Genomic DNA, 13,725 nt, shown 5'->3' with positions numbered 1-13,725 from the left:
CCCGCTTGACGGCTAGCGCCGTCGGAGACCCTTGTAATGCCCGAGCAAGATCTACGTTTACAACAGCTGAAAGTCTGGCTGGATGAGCAGTTGCCGATCCTCTTCAACGCTCAGGATTGGGGCGTCGTACCCCCGGCCACATTGACCGCGGCCAGTAGCGACGCGAGTTTCAGGCGCTACTTCCGCTGGGAAGGCGGGGCGCATACTTTCGTGGTGATGGACGCTCCCCCCCCCCAGGAAAACTGCAAACCTTTCGTCGATATCGCCGATTTACTGGCGAAATCGGCAATCAATGTGCCAAAAATTTATGCAGAAGATTTGCCGCGCGGCTTTCTTTTGCTCAACGACCTGGGCAGAAAAACCTACCTGGACGTGATTGACGAGCAAAATGCCGATCAATTGTTCGCCGATGCCATCGACGCCTTGCTGGCTTTCCAGCAGTTGCCGATGGACGCGCCGCTGCCCAGCTATGACGTCGCTTTACTGCGCCGCGAGCTGGAGCTCTTCCCTGAATGGTACGTGCGCCGCCACCTGGGGATCGAATTCGACGCGCACCAGCAGGCGCTCTGGCAGCGTGTCAGCGAGCGCCTGATCGACAGCGCCCTGGCCCAGCCGAAAGTGCTGGTACACCGCGACTACATGCCGCGCAACCTGATGATCAGCGCACCGAACCCCGGCGTGCTGGATTTCCAGGACGCGGTCTACGGCCCGGTGACCTACGACATCACCTGCCTGTTCAAGGACGCGTTCCTCAGTTGGCCCCAGGCCCGCGTGCGCGAATGGCAGCGTGGTTATTGGCAGCGCGCCGCAGCTCTGGGCATCCCGGTGCAGGCGGATTTCGATGACTTCCTGCGCGCCAGCGACCTGATGGGCGTGCAGCGTCACCTCAAGGTGATCGGTATTTTCGCGCGTATCTGCCACCGCGACGGCAAGCCACGCTACCTGGCCGACGTGCCGCGCTTCTTTGCCTATATAGACGCGGTACTGGCGGACCGTCCGGAGTTGGGCGAACTGGCTGAGCTGCTGGCCAGCCTGCGCCAACCCGCCGAGGCGAGCGTATGAAGGCGATGATCCTGGCGGCCGGCAAAGGCGAGCGGATGCGCCCGCTCACCTTGCACACGCCCAAGCCGCTGGTGCAGGCGGGCGGCAAGCGCCTGATCGAGTATCACCTGGAGGCGCTGGCCAGGGCCGGGTTCACCGATGTCGTGATCAACCACGCCTGGCTCGGCCAGCAGATTGAAAACTACCTGGGCGACGGTGCGCAGTTTGGCCTGCGCATCCGCTACTCCCCCGAGGGCGAACCGTTGGAAACCGGCGGCGGGATTTTCCAGGCGCTGCCGTTGCTGGGGGATGAGCCCTTTCTGGTGGTCAATGGCGATATCTGGACCGATTACGACTTCGCCCAACTCCAGCGCCCGCTCCAGGGCCTGGCCCACTTGGTGATGGTCGATAACCCGGCGCATCACCCCTCGGGTGGGGATTTCCACCTGGATCATGGTGTGCTTCATGATGCGGCGCCCGGTGCCGATAACCTGACCTTCAGTGGCATATCAGTGCTCGACCCCAAGTTGTTCGCGGGTTGCAGCACCGGTGCCTTCAAGCTGGCGCCGCTGTTGCGCGCGGCCATGGCGCAAGGTCAAGTAACGGGAGAACACATGACGGGACGCTGGATCGATGTCGGCACGCTGGAGCGCCTGGCGCAAGTCGAAACCCTGCTGACAGCGGGGCGCTAAGATGTTGTGGCCTGGGACGCTGATCGGCGCCGGGGCTGGCTTTGCCATTGCCAGTATTCCGGGGGCCTTGTTGGGAGCCTTGCTCGGGCAGGCGCTGGATCGCCGCTTGCAACTGCACAGCTGGGCACAGTTGCGTGAGCACCTGGGCGGGCGCCCGGCGTTGCGCAATGACGAACTGTTGTTTGTGCTGCTGGGCCGCCTGGCCAAAAGCAATGGCCGCGTGGCGGACGGGCATATCCAGCAGGCACGCCAGGAAATGCGCGCGCTGGACATGACCGAACCGGCCCAGCGTCGGGCGATTGCGGCGTTCAACCGCGGTAAATCCGGCTCTGACCGGGTGCGCGCCTACCTGCGCGTCCTCAAGTCCCAGCCCCATGCGTCAGAAGGCGTGTTGCGCGCCTGTTGGCGCATGGCCTGGGCGGATGGCCGCGCGGATGATGCCGAGCGTGACCTGATCAACTTGTGGGGCAAGTGGTTGGGCTGGACGCCGCAACAGCTTCAGGCGCTGGCCGCCGATTACGCGCCGGAGCGCAAGCCGGTGGCCAGCCGTAGCGCCGCGTATCAGGAGGCGTTGCGGATTCTGGGGGTGACCAGCACCACCGAGCCCTCGGCGATCAAGCGCGCCTACCGCCGCCTGCTCAGCCGCCACCATCCAGACAAGATCGCCGGTAGCGGCGCCAGCCCCGCGCAAGTGCGTGAGGCCACCGAGCGAACCCGCGAACTGCATAACGCCTATACGTTGATTCGCGAGCGGCGGGATTTCCGCTAGTCGTCCCATTTGGGCGCGGGCGCTCAGCTGTCTTTTGGCTCGGGGCTCAACCACCCGCGCACCCGCCGATACAACTGCTCCTGCTCGGCCGAACTGTTGCCGGGCACGGCCTTGAGCGACACTTGCTTGTAGCCGCCATTCTTCAAGCGTTTGGCGGCTTGGGCACGTTCCCGTGCGGTGTTCCGGTCCTGGGCGACGTCCTGGTAGAAGACATCCGCCGTGGGTACTTTCAAGCCCGGGGCGAGTTGTTGCAGGTCCGGTTGGCGACCCACGGGGGCCTTGCCCGCCACCATCACCAGCTTCTGCACCTGGCTCGGTTGTTTCTCGCTCAAGTACCGCGCGGCCCACCAGGCGCCGCTGCCATGGCCAAGCAGCACCACGCTGCGGGCGCCTTGGGTCTGGGCGAAAGCGACGGCGGCATCGATGCGCTCGAAGATACGCTTGGCATCGGTCTTGTCCTGTTCGTCCGCGCCCGGCACCACGGCCGGGTCGGTGCCTTCGGCTTCCGCGCTGGCGGCTTGCTCGATCGGTTTGGCGGCGGTGCTGCCGTCTTTGCTGCTGGTGTCGACGGCCGCGTTGGGCGCTTCGATCACCCGTGGTGGCAAGGTGTCCAGGTTCACGTCCGGCAGTGACAGACTGAGGGTGCCCCAGCCGGCATCCGGCAATTTACGCCGCAATGGTGCAATTGCTTGCGGCCAGTCAGCATTTTCACCCGCGCCAGGTACGATAATCACCACGCCTTCGGCTTCGGCGCTGTTGGCCGGTTTCCACAGGGCCAGGAATGAATCGCTGCCGGCCTGCAGCTGTTGCTGTTCTTCGCGTGGGATCTGGCGTTCGAGGGCGCTGGCTTCTTCCCGGCTCCGCTCCGGCAGGGGCTGGCGTTCGAGCGGTTTTTCCGCAACCGGCGCAGGCGCGTCGGCGGCCTGGGCAGAAAAGACGGCGGTAAAGAGGAGTGACAGGCACAATGCTGGCAGTGCCGAACGGTTTCGATAGGGCATCGTTAATTCCCGGCCAGAAGTGATTCCAGCAGCCTAATGGGTTGGTCAGTATTTGTCAGTGATGTGAGACGTGGATCATGGGTTTTCGCTGTCTGCTGGTTATCGGCTGTATGTGCTTTGCCTTGATGGCGGGGGCTGCGCCCGTGCCTGTCGCTGCGCAAGCGCAGCTCTCTGTGCCGCAACGCGAATGGCTGGCGCAGCACCCGGAGTTGCGGGTGGGACTGGTCTTGCAGGCGCCGTATGCGCAATACGACCGGCGCCTGCAGCGTTTGTCGGGGGCCAATGTCGAGTTGATGCAATGGCTGGCCAAGGCCCTGAACATCGAGCTGACGTGGCGCAATTTCCCCACTCAGGAGCAACTGGAAGCCGCCCTGCGCGACGGCGAGGTGGACATCGCCCCCGGCCTGCAGCAAACCCCGGCCGGTTTGCGCCTGTGGTTGTTCACCGACCCGTACATGCGCGTGCCCCAGCGTATCGTCGGTGTGCGTGAGGGCGGCGGTGCGGTGGAATTGGAAAAACTCGACGAACATTCCCGCGTCGCCGTGCGTATGCCCAGCGCCGTGGCCGATTACCTGCGCAGCACCTATCCCGGTCTCAACCTGCAAGGCGTGCCCATGGAGCGCCAGGCCTTGCAGTTGCTGGTCAGTCAGCAGGCGCGTTACGCCGTGGTGGATGAGGCGCAACTGAGCCGCTTGTCGGGCGAGCCTGAGTTCTCCGGGCTGGCGGTGGTCGGCGATATCGGCCTGCCGCAATTGCTGCGTGTGGCGACCCGCCGCGACTGGCCGGAACTGTCCGGCATCATGGAAAGCGCGTTGCGCGCCATCCCCGCCCGCGATCTGGACCAATTGCACAACCGCTGGCTGCAACCCAAATACCCGCGTCTGTCCGAGTCTCCCGGCCTGTGGCAAAACCTCAGCCTGCTGCTGGGGTTGCTGCTGCTCGCCAGCCTGGCGGTGGTGTTCTGGCAGCGTCGCCAGCAACGAGTGCTGGAACACAACCTGCTCGCCGCTCGCGAAGAAAGCGCCGCGCGCGCCGCCGGTGCCGAAGCGCTGCGCCTGACGCAGTTTTCCATCGATCAAAGTACCGTCGGCATCCTCTGGGTCAATTGGGACAGCCATGTGCGCTACGCCAACCTGGCGGCGGAAACCATGCTCGGTTATGGCCCCGGCGCGCTGATCGAGCGTCCGCTGGCCGATTTCGACCCGAGCCTGAGCATGGACCGTTGGCTGAACCTGTGGAAACGCGCGCGTGCCAGCGAAGAGGGCCCACAGCATTTCGCCGCCGACTGCCTGCGCGCAGACGGCAGCATCCTGCCGGCCGAGGTGTCGTTGAGCTTTCTGCGGTTTGCCGACGGCGAATACCTGGTGGTCTACCTCAATGACGTCACCGAACGTCGCCGTTATGTGGCTGCGTTGCTGCAAAGCGAAGCGCAGTTGCGCGAACTGTCGGCGCACCTGGAAACCGTGCGTGAAGAAGAAAAGGCGCGCATCGCCCGCGAAGTACACGACGAACTCGGGCAAATGCTCACCGTACTCAAGCTGGAAACCTCCATGTGCGAGCTGGCCTATGCGCAACTGGACCCTGGCCTGAACGAGCGCTTGAACAGCATGAAACGCCTGATCGCCCAACTGTTTCAATTGGTGCGCGACGTGGCCACGGCGTTGCGCCCGCCGATTCTCGACGCCGGGATCGCCTCGGCCATCGAGTGGCAGGCGCGGCGCTTCGAAGCGCGCACGCAGATTCCCTGCCTGGTGCAAGTCCCGGATAACCTGCCGGCCTTGAGCGATGCCAAGGCCATTGGCCTGTTCCGTATCCTGCAGGAGGCGCTGACCAATGTGATGCGCCATGCCCAGGCGCATACTGTCGAGCTGACCCTGGCGGTGGAGGGCAAGCAACTGCGGCTGACCATCAGCGACGACGGCGTCGGTTTCATCGAGGCCAAGGGGCGCCCGGTGTCGTTCGGCCTGGTCGGCATGCGTGAGCGCGTGCTGATCATGGGCGGGCAGTTGAACCTGGACAGCCAGCCGGGGGAGGGCACCACCCTGAGTGTGACGGTGCCATTGGATGCATAACAATAAGAGGAAACCCCTGTGATCCGTGTACTGGTAGCCGAAGACCACACCATCGTGCGTGAAGGCATCAAGCAATTGATCGGCCTGGCCAAAGACTTGCTGGTGGTGGGCGAGGCGGGCAATGGCGAGCAGTTGCTGGAGACCTTGCGCCATGTGCCTTGCGAGGTGGTGTTGCTGGATATCTCGATGCCTGGCGTCAACGGCCTGGAAGCCATCGCGCGGATTCGTGCGCTGAGCAATCCGCCGGCGATCCTGGTGCTGTCGATGCACGATGAAGCGCAGATGGCCGCGCGGGCCTTGAAGGTAGGCGCGGCCGGTTATGCCACCAAGGACAGCGACCCGGCCCTGCTCTTGATGGCGATTCGCAAGGTCGCGGCTGGCGGGCGCTATATCGACCCGGACCTGGCCGATCGCATGGTCTTCGAGGTCGGCCTGACCGATTCGCGACCTTTGCATTCGCTGCTGTCGGAACGCGAGTTCTCGGTGTTCGAACGCCTGGCCCAGGGCGCCAACGTCAACGACATCGCCCAGCAACTGGCGTTGAGCAGCAAGACCATCAGCACCCATAAGGCACGCCTGATGCAAAAGCTCAATATCACCTCCCTGGCCGAACTGGTGAAGTACGCCATGGAGCACAAGCTGCTCTGACGACATGCCTGTTTGCGACCTCCTTCAGGGCGCCATTTGCCCGTTCTCGGCGCTTGCAGCCTGGCGCTCATAGCGGCGCTGTTCTATCCCCGCCATCGCTGTAGGGCGTTCCCTACCCCCAACCTTCCATCCGGCTGATGTGATTCTCTCCTGGCCCCCGATTTCCGGGGCCCCGCCCCTGGACTACGCTTGTGCCACAGCAGTCCAAAATACAAAGGTGCGGGTATGAGCGAGGCGGATTCAAATGATGTGCTGGTCAGCTTTCGTGGCGTGCAGAAGAGCTACGACGGCGAGAACCTGATCGTCAAGGACCTCAACCTGGAGATTCGCAAGGGCGAGTTCCTCACCCTGCTAGGGCCATCGGGTTCGGGTAAGACCACCAGCCTGATGATGCTTGCCGGCTTCGAGACGCCGACCGCTGGCGAAATCCAGCTGGCCGGGCGTGCCATCAACCACGTGCCGCCGCACAAGCGCGATATCGGCATGGTGTTCCAGAACTACGCGTTGTTCCCGCACATGACCGTGGCCGAGAACCTGGCGTTTCCCCTGTCGGTGCGAGGGTTGAGCAAGACCGATATCAGCGAGCGGGTCAAGCGCGTGCTGAGCATGGTCCAGCTCGACGCCTTCGCCCAACGCTACCCGGCGCAACTCTCCGGCGGCCAGCAACAGCGTGTGGCGTTGGCCCGGGCGCTGGTGTTCGAACCGCAGCTGGTGCTGATGGACGAACCCCTCGGCGCCCTCGACAAGCAATTGCGCGAACACATGCAGATGGAGATCAAGCACCTGCACCAACGCCTCGGCGTGACCGTGGTGTATGTGACCCACGACCAGGGCGAAGCCTTGACCATGTCCGACCGGGTGGCCGTGTTCCATCAGGGCGAGATCCAGCAGATCGCGGCGCCGCGTACCCTGTACGAAGAGCCGAAAAATACCTTCGTCGCCAACTTCATCGGCGAAAACAACCGCCTCAACGGTCGCCTGCACAGCCACACCGGCGACCGCTGCGTGGTGGAACTGGCGCGCGGCGAGAAAGTCGAGGCACTGGCGGTGAACGTCGGCCAGGTTGGCGGCCCGGTGACCTTGTCGGTGCGGCCTGAGCGCGTCAGCCTCAATGGCTCCAGCGAACGTTGCGTGAACCGCTTCTCTGGGCGAGTAGCGGAATTTGTCTACCTGGGCGACCACGTGCGCGTGCGCCTGGAAGTCTGCGGCATGACCGATTTTTTTGTGAAACAACCGATCGCCGAGCTGGACCCGGCACTGGCGGTCGGCGACGTGGTACCGATTGGCTGGCAAGTCGAGCACGTTCGCGCACTCGACCCACTTCTAGAGGCGAAATAATCGCCCCCATGGCTTCACCAACCCTGCACGTGGAGAGAACAACAATGTTGAGATCCCTTAAGTATTCCGCACTGGCGATCGGCTTGATCGGCGCGACCCAGGCCATGGCCGGCCCGGATCTGACGGTCGTGTCCTTTGGTGGCGCGAACAAGGCCGCACAGGTCAAGGCTTTCTATGCACCGTGGGAAAGTGCGGGCAACGGCAAAATCGTCGCCGGCGAGTACAACGGTGAGATGGCCAAGATCAAAGCCATGGTCGACACCAAGAGCGTGTCCTGGGACCTGGTGGAAGTGGAGTCGCCGGAACTGTCCCGTGGTTGCGACGAAGACATGTTCGAGCCGCTGGACCCGAAACTGTTCGGCAACAGCGCTGACTACGTCAAAGGCGCGATCCAGCCATGCGGCGTGGGCTTCTTCGTGTGGTCGACCGTACTCGCCTACAACGCTGACAAGCTGAGCAGCGCGCCGACCAGTTGGGCGGACTTCTGGGACACCAAGAAATTCCCTGGCAAGCGCGGCCTGCGCAAGGGTGCCAAATACACCCTCGAATTCGCGTTGATGGCTGACGGCGTGGCGCCGAAGGATGTGTACAAAGTGCTGGCCGGCAAAGACGGCCAGGACCGTGCGTTCAAAAAGCTCGACGAACTCAAGCCGTCGATCCAGTGGTGGGAAGCCGGCGCGCAACCGCCGCAGTACCTCGCCTCGGGTGACGTAGTGATGAGCTCGGCCTACAACGGTCGCATCGCTGCCGTACAGAAAGAGAGCAACCTGAAAGTGGTCTGGAACGGTGGCATCTACGACTTCGACGCGTGGGCTATTCCAAAAGGCCTGGCCAAGGATCGCGCAGAAGCGGCGAAGAAGTTCATCGCCTTCTCGGTGCAGCCGCAGCAGCAGAAGATCTACTCGGAAAACATCGCTTACGGCCCGGCCAACACCCAAGCCGTACCGTTGCTGGCCAAGGACGTGCTCAAAGACATGCCGACCACGCCTGAGAACATCGCCAACCAGGTGCAGATCGATGTGAGCTTCTGGGCGGATAACGGCGAGCAACTTGAGCAGCGCTTCAATTCCTGGGCTGCCAAGTAACTCCATGTGGGAGGGGGCTTGCCCCCTCTCACAGGGGATCTGCTGCGTTTGGCAGAGTGCATTCATTTTCAAGTTTCGGAGTTAGCCATGGCCATCGCCGTTCCCTCGACCGAGGTCAACAGCCCCACCCTCAAGCAGCGCCTGGCGCGTGCCGAGCGGCTTAATCGCTGGAAGGCGCAGGCCTTGATTGCGCCGCTGGTGCTGTTTTTGCTGCTGGTGTTCCTGGTGCCGATCGTTGCGCTGTTGTACAAAAGTGTCGGCAACCCGGAAGTCGTGGGCGGCCTGCCGCGCACGGTGGTGGCGGTGAAGACCTGGGACGGTCGCGGCTTGCCTGGCGAGCCGGTGTACCAGGCGCTCAGCGAAGACCTTGGCGAAGCGCGCAAGAACCAGACCCTCGGCGATCTGTCGAAACGCTTGAACATGGAACTGGCCGGCTATCGCAGCCTGCTGACCAAAACCGCGCGGGCGCTGCCGTTTACCGAAGCGCCGGCCTCTTATAAAGAAGCGTTGGAAACCCTCGACGAACGCTGGGGCGACCCGGCGTACTGGCAGGCGATCCGGCGCAATACCAGCAGCCTGACGCCGTACTATCTGCTGGCGGCCGTCGATCACCGTATCGACGACCTCGGCGAAGTGGCCCCGGCCACGCCGGACCAGGCGATCTACCTGGACATCTTCGCCCGCACCTTCTGGATGGGTCTGGTGATCACTTTTGTCTGCCTGCTGTTGGCCTATCCGCTGGCCTACCTGCTGGCGAACCTGCCGGCACGGCAAAGCAACCTGCTGATGATTCTGGTGCTGCTGCCGTTCTGGACCTCGATCCTGGTGCGCGTGGCGGCGTGGATCGTGCTGCTGCAGTCCGGTGGCCTGATCAACAGCGCGCTGATGGGCATGGGCCTGATCGATAAGCCGCTGGAGCTGGTGTTCAACCGCACCGGGGTCTACATCTCCATGGTGCATATCCTGCTGCCGTTCATGATTCTGCCGATCTACAGCGTGATGAAAGGCATCTCGCCGACCTACATGCGCGCCGCGATTTCCCTGGGCTGTCACCCATTCGCCAGCTTCTGGCGCGTGTACTTCCCGCAAACCTACGCCGGTGTGGGCGCAGGCTGCCTGCTGGTGTTCATCCTGGCGATTGGTTACTACATCACCCCGGCCTTGCTGGGCAGCCCGAACGACCAGATGGTCAGCTACTTCGTGGCCTTCTACACCAACACCAGCATCAACTGGGGCATGGCGACCGCGTTGGGCGGCTTGCTGCTGCTGGCCACCGTGCTGCTGTACCTGATCTACAACCGGCTGGTGGGCGCCAGCCGCCTGCGCCTGAGCTAAGGAGACCTTGCGATGCTGAGCCCTTATATGTCGCCCGTGGAGCGGGTGTGGTTCTACAGCTTGCGGATCCTCTGCGGCTTGATCCTGCTGTTCCTGATTCTGCCTGTGCTGGTGATCATCCCGCTGTCGTTCAACAGCGGCAGCTTCCTGGTGTACCCGCTGCAAGGCTTCTCGCTGCACTGGTACCAGGACTTCTTCGCCTCGGCCGAATGGATGCGGGCGCTGAAGAACAGCGTCATCGTCGCCCCGGCGGCCACCGTGCTGGCCATGGTGTTCGGCACATTGGCGGCGATCGGCCTGACCCGTGGGCATTTTCCCGGCAAGGCGCTGGTGATGGCCCTGGTGATTTCGCCGATGGTGGTGCCGGTGGTGATCATCGGCGTGGCCAGTTACCTGTTCTTCGCGCCGCTGGGGCTGGGTAACAGTTTCTTCTCGCTGATCGTGGTCCACGCCGTGTTGGGCGTGCCGTTTGTGATCATCACGGTGTCCGCGACCTTGCAGGGTTTCAACCATAACCTGGTGCGGGCAGCGGCCAGCCTGGGGGCATCGCCGTTGACCGCGTTTCGCCGGGTGACCTTGCCGCTGATCGCGCCGGGGGTGATTTCCGGGGCGCTGTTCGCGTTTGCCACCTCGTTCGACGAAGTGGTGGTGACGCTGTTCCTCGCCGGCCCCGAGCAAGCGACCCTGCCGCGCCAGATGTTCAGCGGTATCCGCGAAAACCTCAGCCCGACGATTGCCGCCGCGGCGACCTTGCTGATTGCTTTCTCGGTGTTGCTGCTGCTGACCCTGGAATGGCTGCGCGGCCGTAGCGAGAAGTTGCGCACCGCCCAGGTCTAAATGTGGGAGGGGGCAAGCCCCCTCCCACAATCGGTTCTGTGACCATTCAGCTGTTGAATGGAAGACAACCGATCTCCGTCAGCTACTCTTGTGCCAGCCCACAATCGACAAGAGGCCGCGCACATGAGTACTTCCTCATTCAAGATCGCCCACAAACTGTTGACTGGCGCCGGCGCCATCGAGCAATTGGCCGCAGAGTTGACGCGGCTGGATGTCGACAACCCGCTGATCGTCACCGATGCCACGCTGGTCAAGTCCGGCACCGTGGCGCTGGCGCTGGCGCATTTGGGCGAGCGCTCCTACGAGATCTTCGACCGGGTGCTGCCCGACCCGGAAATCGCCATTGTCGAAGACTGCATGCGCGCCTACCGCGAAGGCGGGCATGACGGCCTGATCGGCCTGGGCGGCGGCAGTGCGATCGATATCGCCAAGAGCGTGGCGGCCTATGCCGGATACCACGGCGCGCTGGCGGACCTGTTCGGTGTCGATCAGGTGCCGCGCAAGGGCCCGCCGCTGATCGCCATTCCCACGACGGCCGGCACCGGCTCGGAAGTGACCAACGTCGCGATCCTCTCCGACAAGGCCGCGCAACTGAAAAAGGGCATCGTCAGTGACTTCCTGCTGCCGGACGTCGCGCTCATCAGCCCGCAGATGACCCTGACCTGCCCGCGCAGCGTCACCGCCGCCAGTGGCGTGGATGCGCTGGTGCATGCCATTGAGTCCTACCTGTCGCTGAACGCCTCGCCGATCACCGATGCCTTGGCCATCGGCGCGATCAAGCTGATTGCCAAGGCGTTGCCCAAGGCTTACGCCAACCCGGCCAACCTGCAGGCCCGCGACGACATGGCCACCGCCAGCCTGATGGCCGGGATGGCGTTCGGTAACGCCGGGGTCGGCGCGGTGCATGCGTTGGCGTATCCGCTGGGCGGGCGCTTCAATATCGCCCATGGCGTGAGCAATGCGCTGTTGCTGCCGTATGTCATGCACTGGAACAAGCTGGCGTGTGTCGAACGCATGCAGGACATTGCCCAGGCCATGGGCGTGAATGTCACCGGCCTGAGCGTCAATGAAGCCGCCGACCAGGCGGTCGAGGCGATGACGCGACTGTGCGCCGCGGTGGAGATCCCATCGGGCCTGCGCAGCTTCGGTATCCCCGAAGACGCCCTCGCGGCCATGGCCGTGGAAGCGGCGGGCATCGAGCGCCTGATGTGCAACAATCCGCGCCAACTCAGCGCCGCCGATATCGAGAAAATCTATCGGGCGGCGTACTAGCCGTTGAGTTAGGTCACGGTGCGCTGGGCAAAGCATGAGGTATACAATGCGCGCCATTGTGATTTAGCTCAAAAAAGGTGCGTCATGCAGCCCTTCGTTATCGCTCCATCGATTCTCTCCGCCGACTTCGCCCGTCTGGGTGAGGAAGTGGACAACGTGTTGGCCGCCGGTGCCGACTTCGTCCACTTCGATGTCATGGACAACCACTACGTCCCCAACCTGACCATCGGCCCGATGGTTTGCGCGGCGTTGCGCAAGTACGGTGTCACCGCGCCGATCGACGCGCACCTGATGGTCAGCCCGGTAGACCGCATCGTCGGGGACTTCATTGAAGCGGGCGCGACTTACATCACCTTCCACCCGGAAGCCTCGCTGCACGTCGACCGCACCCTGCAACTGATCCGCGAAGGCGGCTGCAAGGCGGGCCTGGTGTTCAACCCGGCCACCCCGCTAGACGTGCTCAAGTACGTGATGGACAAAGTCGACATGGTGCTGCTGATGAGCGTCAACCCAGGTTTCGGCGGGCAGAAGTTCATCCCCGGCACCCTCGACAAGCTGCGCGAAGCCCGTGCGCTGATCGATGCCTCGGGGCGTGAGATCCGCCTGGAAATCGACGGCGGGGTCAACGTCAACAATATCCGCGAAATCGCTGCCGCCGGCGCCGACACCTTTGTCGCCGGCTCGGCGATCTTCAATGCGCCGAACTACCAGGACGTCATCGCCAAGATGCGTGCGGAACTGGCGCTGGCGCGTCCATGAGCGGCTTCGAGCGGCTGTTCCCCGGCAAACTGCCACGGCTGGTGATGTTCGATCTGGACGGTACGTTGATCGACTCGGTGCCGGACCTGGCGGCGGCGGTGGACGAGATGCTGCTCAAGCTGGGGCGCAAGCCGGTCGGCATCGAGTCGGTGCGCAAATGGGTCGGCAACGGCGCGCAAGTACTGGTACGCCGGGCGCTGGCCAACCACATCGAGGCCGAGGGGGTCGATGATGTCGAGGCCGAACACGCCCTGGAATTGTTCAACCTCGCCTATGAAGACCACCACGAACTGACCGTGGTGTACCCCGGCGTGCGCGACACCCTCAAATGGCTGAGCAAGCAGGGCGTGGAAATGGCCCTGATCACCAACAAGCCGGAGCGCTTCGTCGCGCCGTTGCTGGACCAGATGAAAATCGGTCGTTATTTCCGCTGGATCATCGGTGGCGATACCTTGCCGCAGAAGAAACCCGACCCGGCGGCGCTGTTTTTCGTGATGAAAATGGCCAATATCCCGGCGTCCCAGTCGTTGTTTGTCGGCGATTCGCGCAGCGATGTGCTGGCGGCCAAGGCGGCGGGCGTGCAGTGCGTGGCCTTGAGTTACGGCTATAACCACGGTCGGCCGATCGCCGAAGAGTCGCCCGCGCTGGTAATTGATGACCTGCGCCGACTAATCCCCGGTTGCTTGGGAGCGGGCGCTGAGATAACGTTGGCCGACACCGATCCATCCCCTTCTGGAAATACCATCGTGGTAGTCACTCGCAAACTCTGGATGAAAGTTATCAAGGCCCTGGCCCGCTGGCGTTGGCGCGCCTGACTGAATCCTGGCCGCGCTGCGGCACGTTTGCACACCTGACCGTTAGACCCTCATGCCACGAGGC

General features: G+C 63.3%; 13 protein-coding genes. 12 read left to right on the top strand and 1 reads right to left on the bottom strand.

Annotated features, from left to right (window positions below; translation table 11 throughout):
- Positions 1-36: 36 nt before the first annotated feature.
- From ACP7E3_RS00155 to ACP7E3_RS00145, 3 genes are read left to right on the top strand one after another with little or no spacing between them, the layout of a single operon-like run.
- Positions 37-1,062 (top strand): aminoglycoside phosphotransferase family protein, encoded by a 1,026-nt coding sequence (locus ACP7E3_RS00155; protein ID WP_126585105.1) that lies wholly within the window; start codon positions 37-39, stop codon positions 1,060-1,062.
- Positions 1,059-1,733, top strand: coding sequence for an N-acetylmuramate alpha-1-phosphate uridylyltransferase MurU (gene murU / locus ACP7E3_RS00150; RefSeq protein ID WP_046381861.1), 675 nt, complete (start codon positions 1,059-1,061; stop codon positions 1,731-1,733). The genes ACP7E3_RS00155 and murU overlap by 4 nt, the downstream gene beginning before the upstream one ends.
- A gap of 1 nt (position 1,734) precedes the next feature.
- Entirely contained in the window at positions 1,735-2,502 is a 768-nt protein-coding gene (locus tag ACP7E3_RS00145; RefSeq protein WP_426122092.1) for a TerB family tellurite resistance protein, read from the top strand.
- A 23-nt stretch (positions 2,503-2,525) separates the two neighbouring features.
- On the opposite strand, the gene ACP7E3_RS00140 is transcribed toward ACP7E3_RS00145, so the two are convergent.
- Positions 2,526-3,500 carry an alpha/beta hydrolase family protein gene (locus ACP7E3_RS00140; protein ID WP_169881908.1) on the bottom strand — a complete coding sequence of 325 codons (975 nt, stop codon included), beginning with the start codon at positions 3,498-3,500 and terminating at the stop codon, positions 2,526-2,528.
- A gap of 77 nt (positions 3,501-3,577) precedes the next feature.
- On the opposite strand from ACP7E3_RS00140, the gene ACP7E3_RS00135 reads away from it, so the two are divergent.
- The 9 genes from ACP7E3_RS00135 (at position 3,578) to ACP7E3_RS00095 (ending at position 13,661) form a co-directional block, all read left to right on the top strand.
- Positions 3,578-5,572, top strand: coding sequence for a sensor histidine kinase (locus tag ACP7E3_RS00135; protein WP_126585102.1), 1,995 nt, complete (start codon positions 3,578-3,580; stop codon positions 5,570-5,572).
- 18 nt (positions 5,573-5,590) lie between these two features.
- Positions 5,591-6,220: a response regulator gene (locus ACP7E3_RS00130; protein ID WP_017847801.1), complete on the top strand. Its 630-nt coding sequence runs from the start codon at positions 5,591-5,593 to the stop codon at positions 6,218-6,220.
- A gap of 225 nt (positions 6,221-6,445) precedes the next feature.
- Positions 6,446-7,558: an ABC transporter ATP-binding protein gene (locus ACP7E3_RS00125; RefSeq protein ID WP_046381864.1), complete on the top strand. Its 1,113-nt coding sequence runs from the start codon at positions 6,446-6,448 to the stop codon at positions 7,556-7,558.
- A 44-nt stretch (positions 7,559-7,602) separates the two neighbouring features.
- Positions 7,603-8,643, top strand: coding sequence for an ABC transporter substrate-binding protein (locus tag ACP7E3_RS00120; RefSeq protein WP_057005388.1), 1,041 nt, complete (start codon positions 7,603-7,605; stop codon positions 8,641-8,643).
- A gap of 87 nt (positions 8,644-8,730) precedes the next feature.
- The gene (locus tag ACP7E3_RS00115; RefSeq protein ID WP_046381866.1) at positions 8,731-9,978 is read left to right on the top strand and encodes an ABC transporter permease; all 1,248 of its coding nucleotides are present in this window, start codon (positions 8,731-8,733) and stop codon (positions 9,976-9,978) included.
- Between the two features lie 12 nt (positions 9,979-9,990).
- Complete coding sequence (locus ACP7E3_RS00110; protein ID WP_017847797.1) at positions 9,991-10,815, top strand: ABC transporter permease; 825 nt, start codon at positions 9,991-9,993, stop codon at positions 10,813-10,815.
- Between the two features lie 123 nt (positions 10,816-10,938).
- Positions 10,939-12,087, top strand: coding sequence for an iron-containing alcohol dehydrogenase (locus tag ACP7E3_RS00105; RefSeq protein WP_426122091.1), 1,149 nt, complete (start codon positions 10,939-10,941; stop codon positions 12,085-12,087).
- An 84-nt stretch (positions 12,088-12,171) separates the two neighbouring features.
- Positions 12,172-12,846: a ribulose-phosphate 3-epimerase gene (gene rpe, locus ACP7E3_RS00100; protein ID WP_046381868.1), complete on the top strand. Its 675-nt coding sequence runs from the start codon at positions 12,172-12,174 to the stop codon at positions 12,844-12,846.
- Positions 12,843-13,661, top strand: coding sequence for a phosphoglycolate phosphatase (locus tag ACP7E3_RS00095; protein WP_046381869.1), 819 nt, complete (start codon positions 12,843-12,845; stop codon positions 13,659-13,661). Before rpe ends, ACP7E3_RS00095 begins: the two co-directional genes overlap by 4 nt.
- Positions 13,662-13,725: the final 64 nt, after the last annotated feature.

It is taken from the genome of Pseudomonas sp. PSPC2-3 (assembly GCF_049898265.1).
GTDB lineage: Bacteria > Pseudomonadota > Gammaproteobacteria > Pseudomonadales > Pseudomonadaceae > Aquipseudomonas > Aquipseudomonas veronii.
Note: the sequence above shows the minus strand (reverse complement) of the source record. Positions and strands in the feature narration are given on the sequence as shown.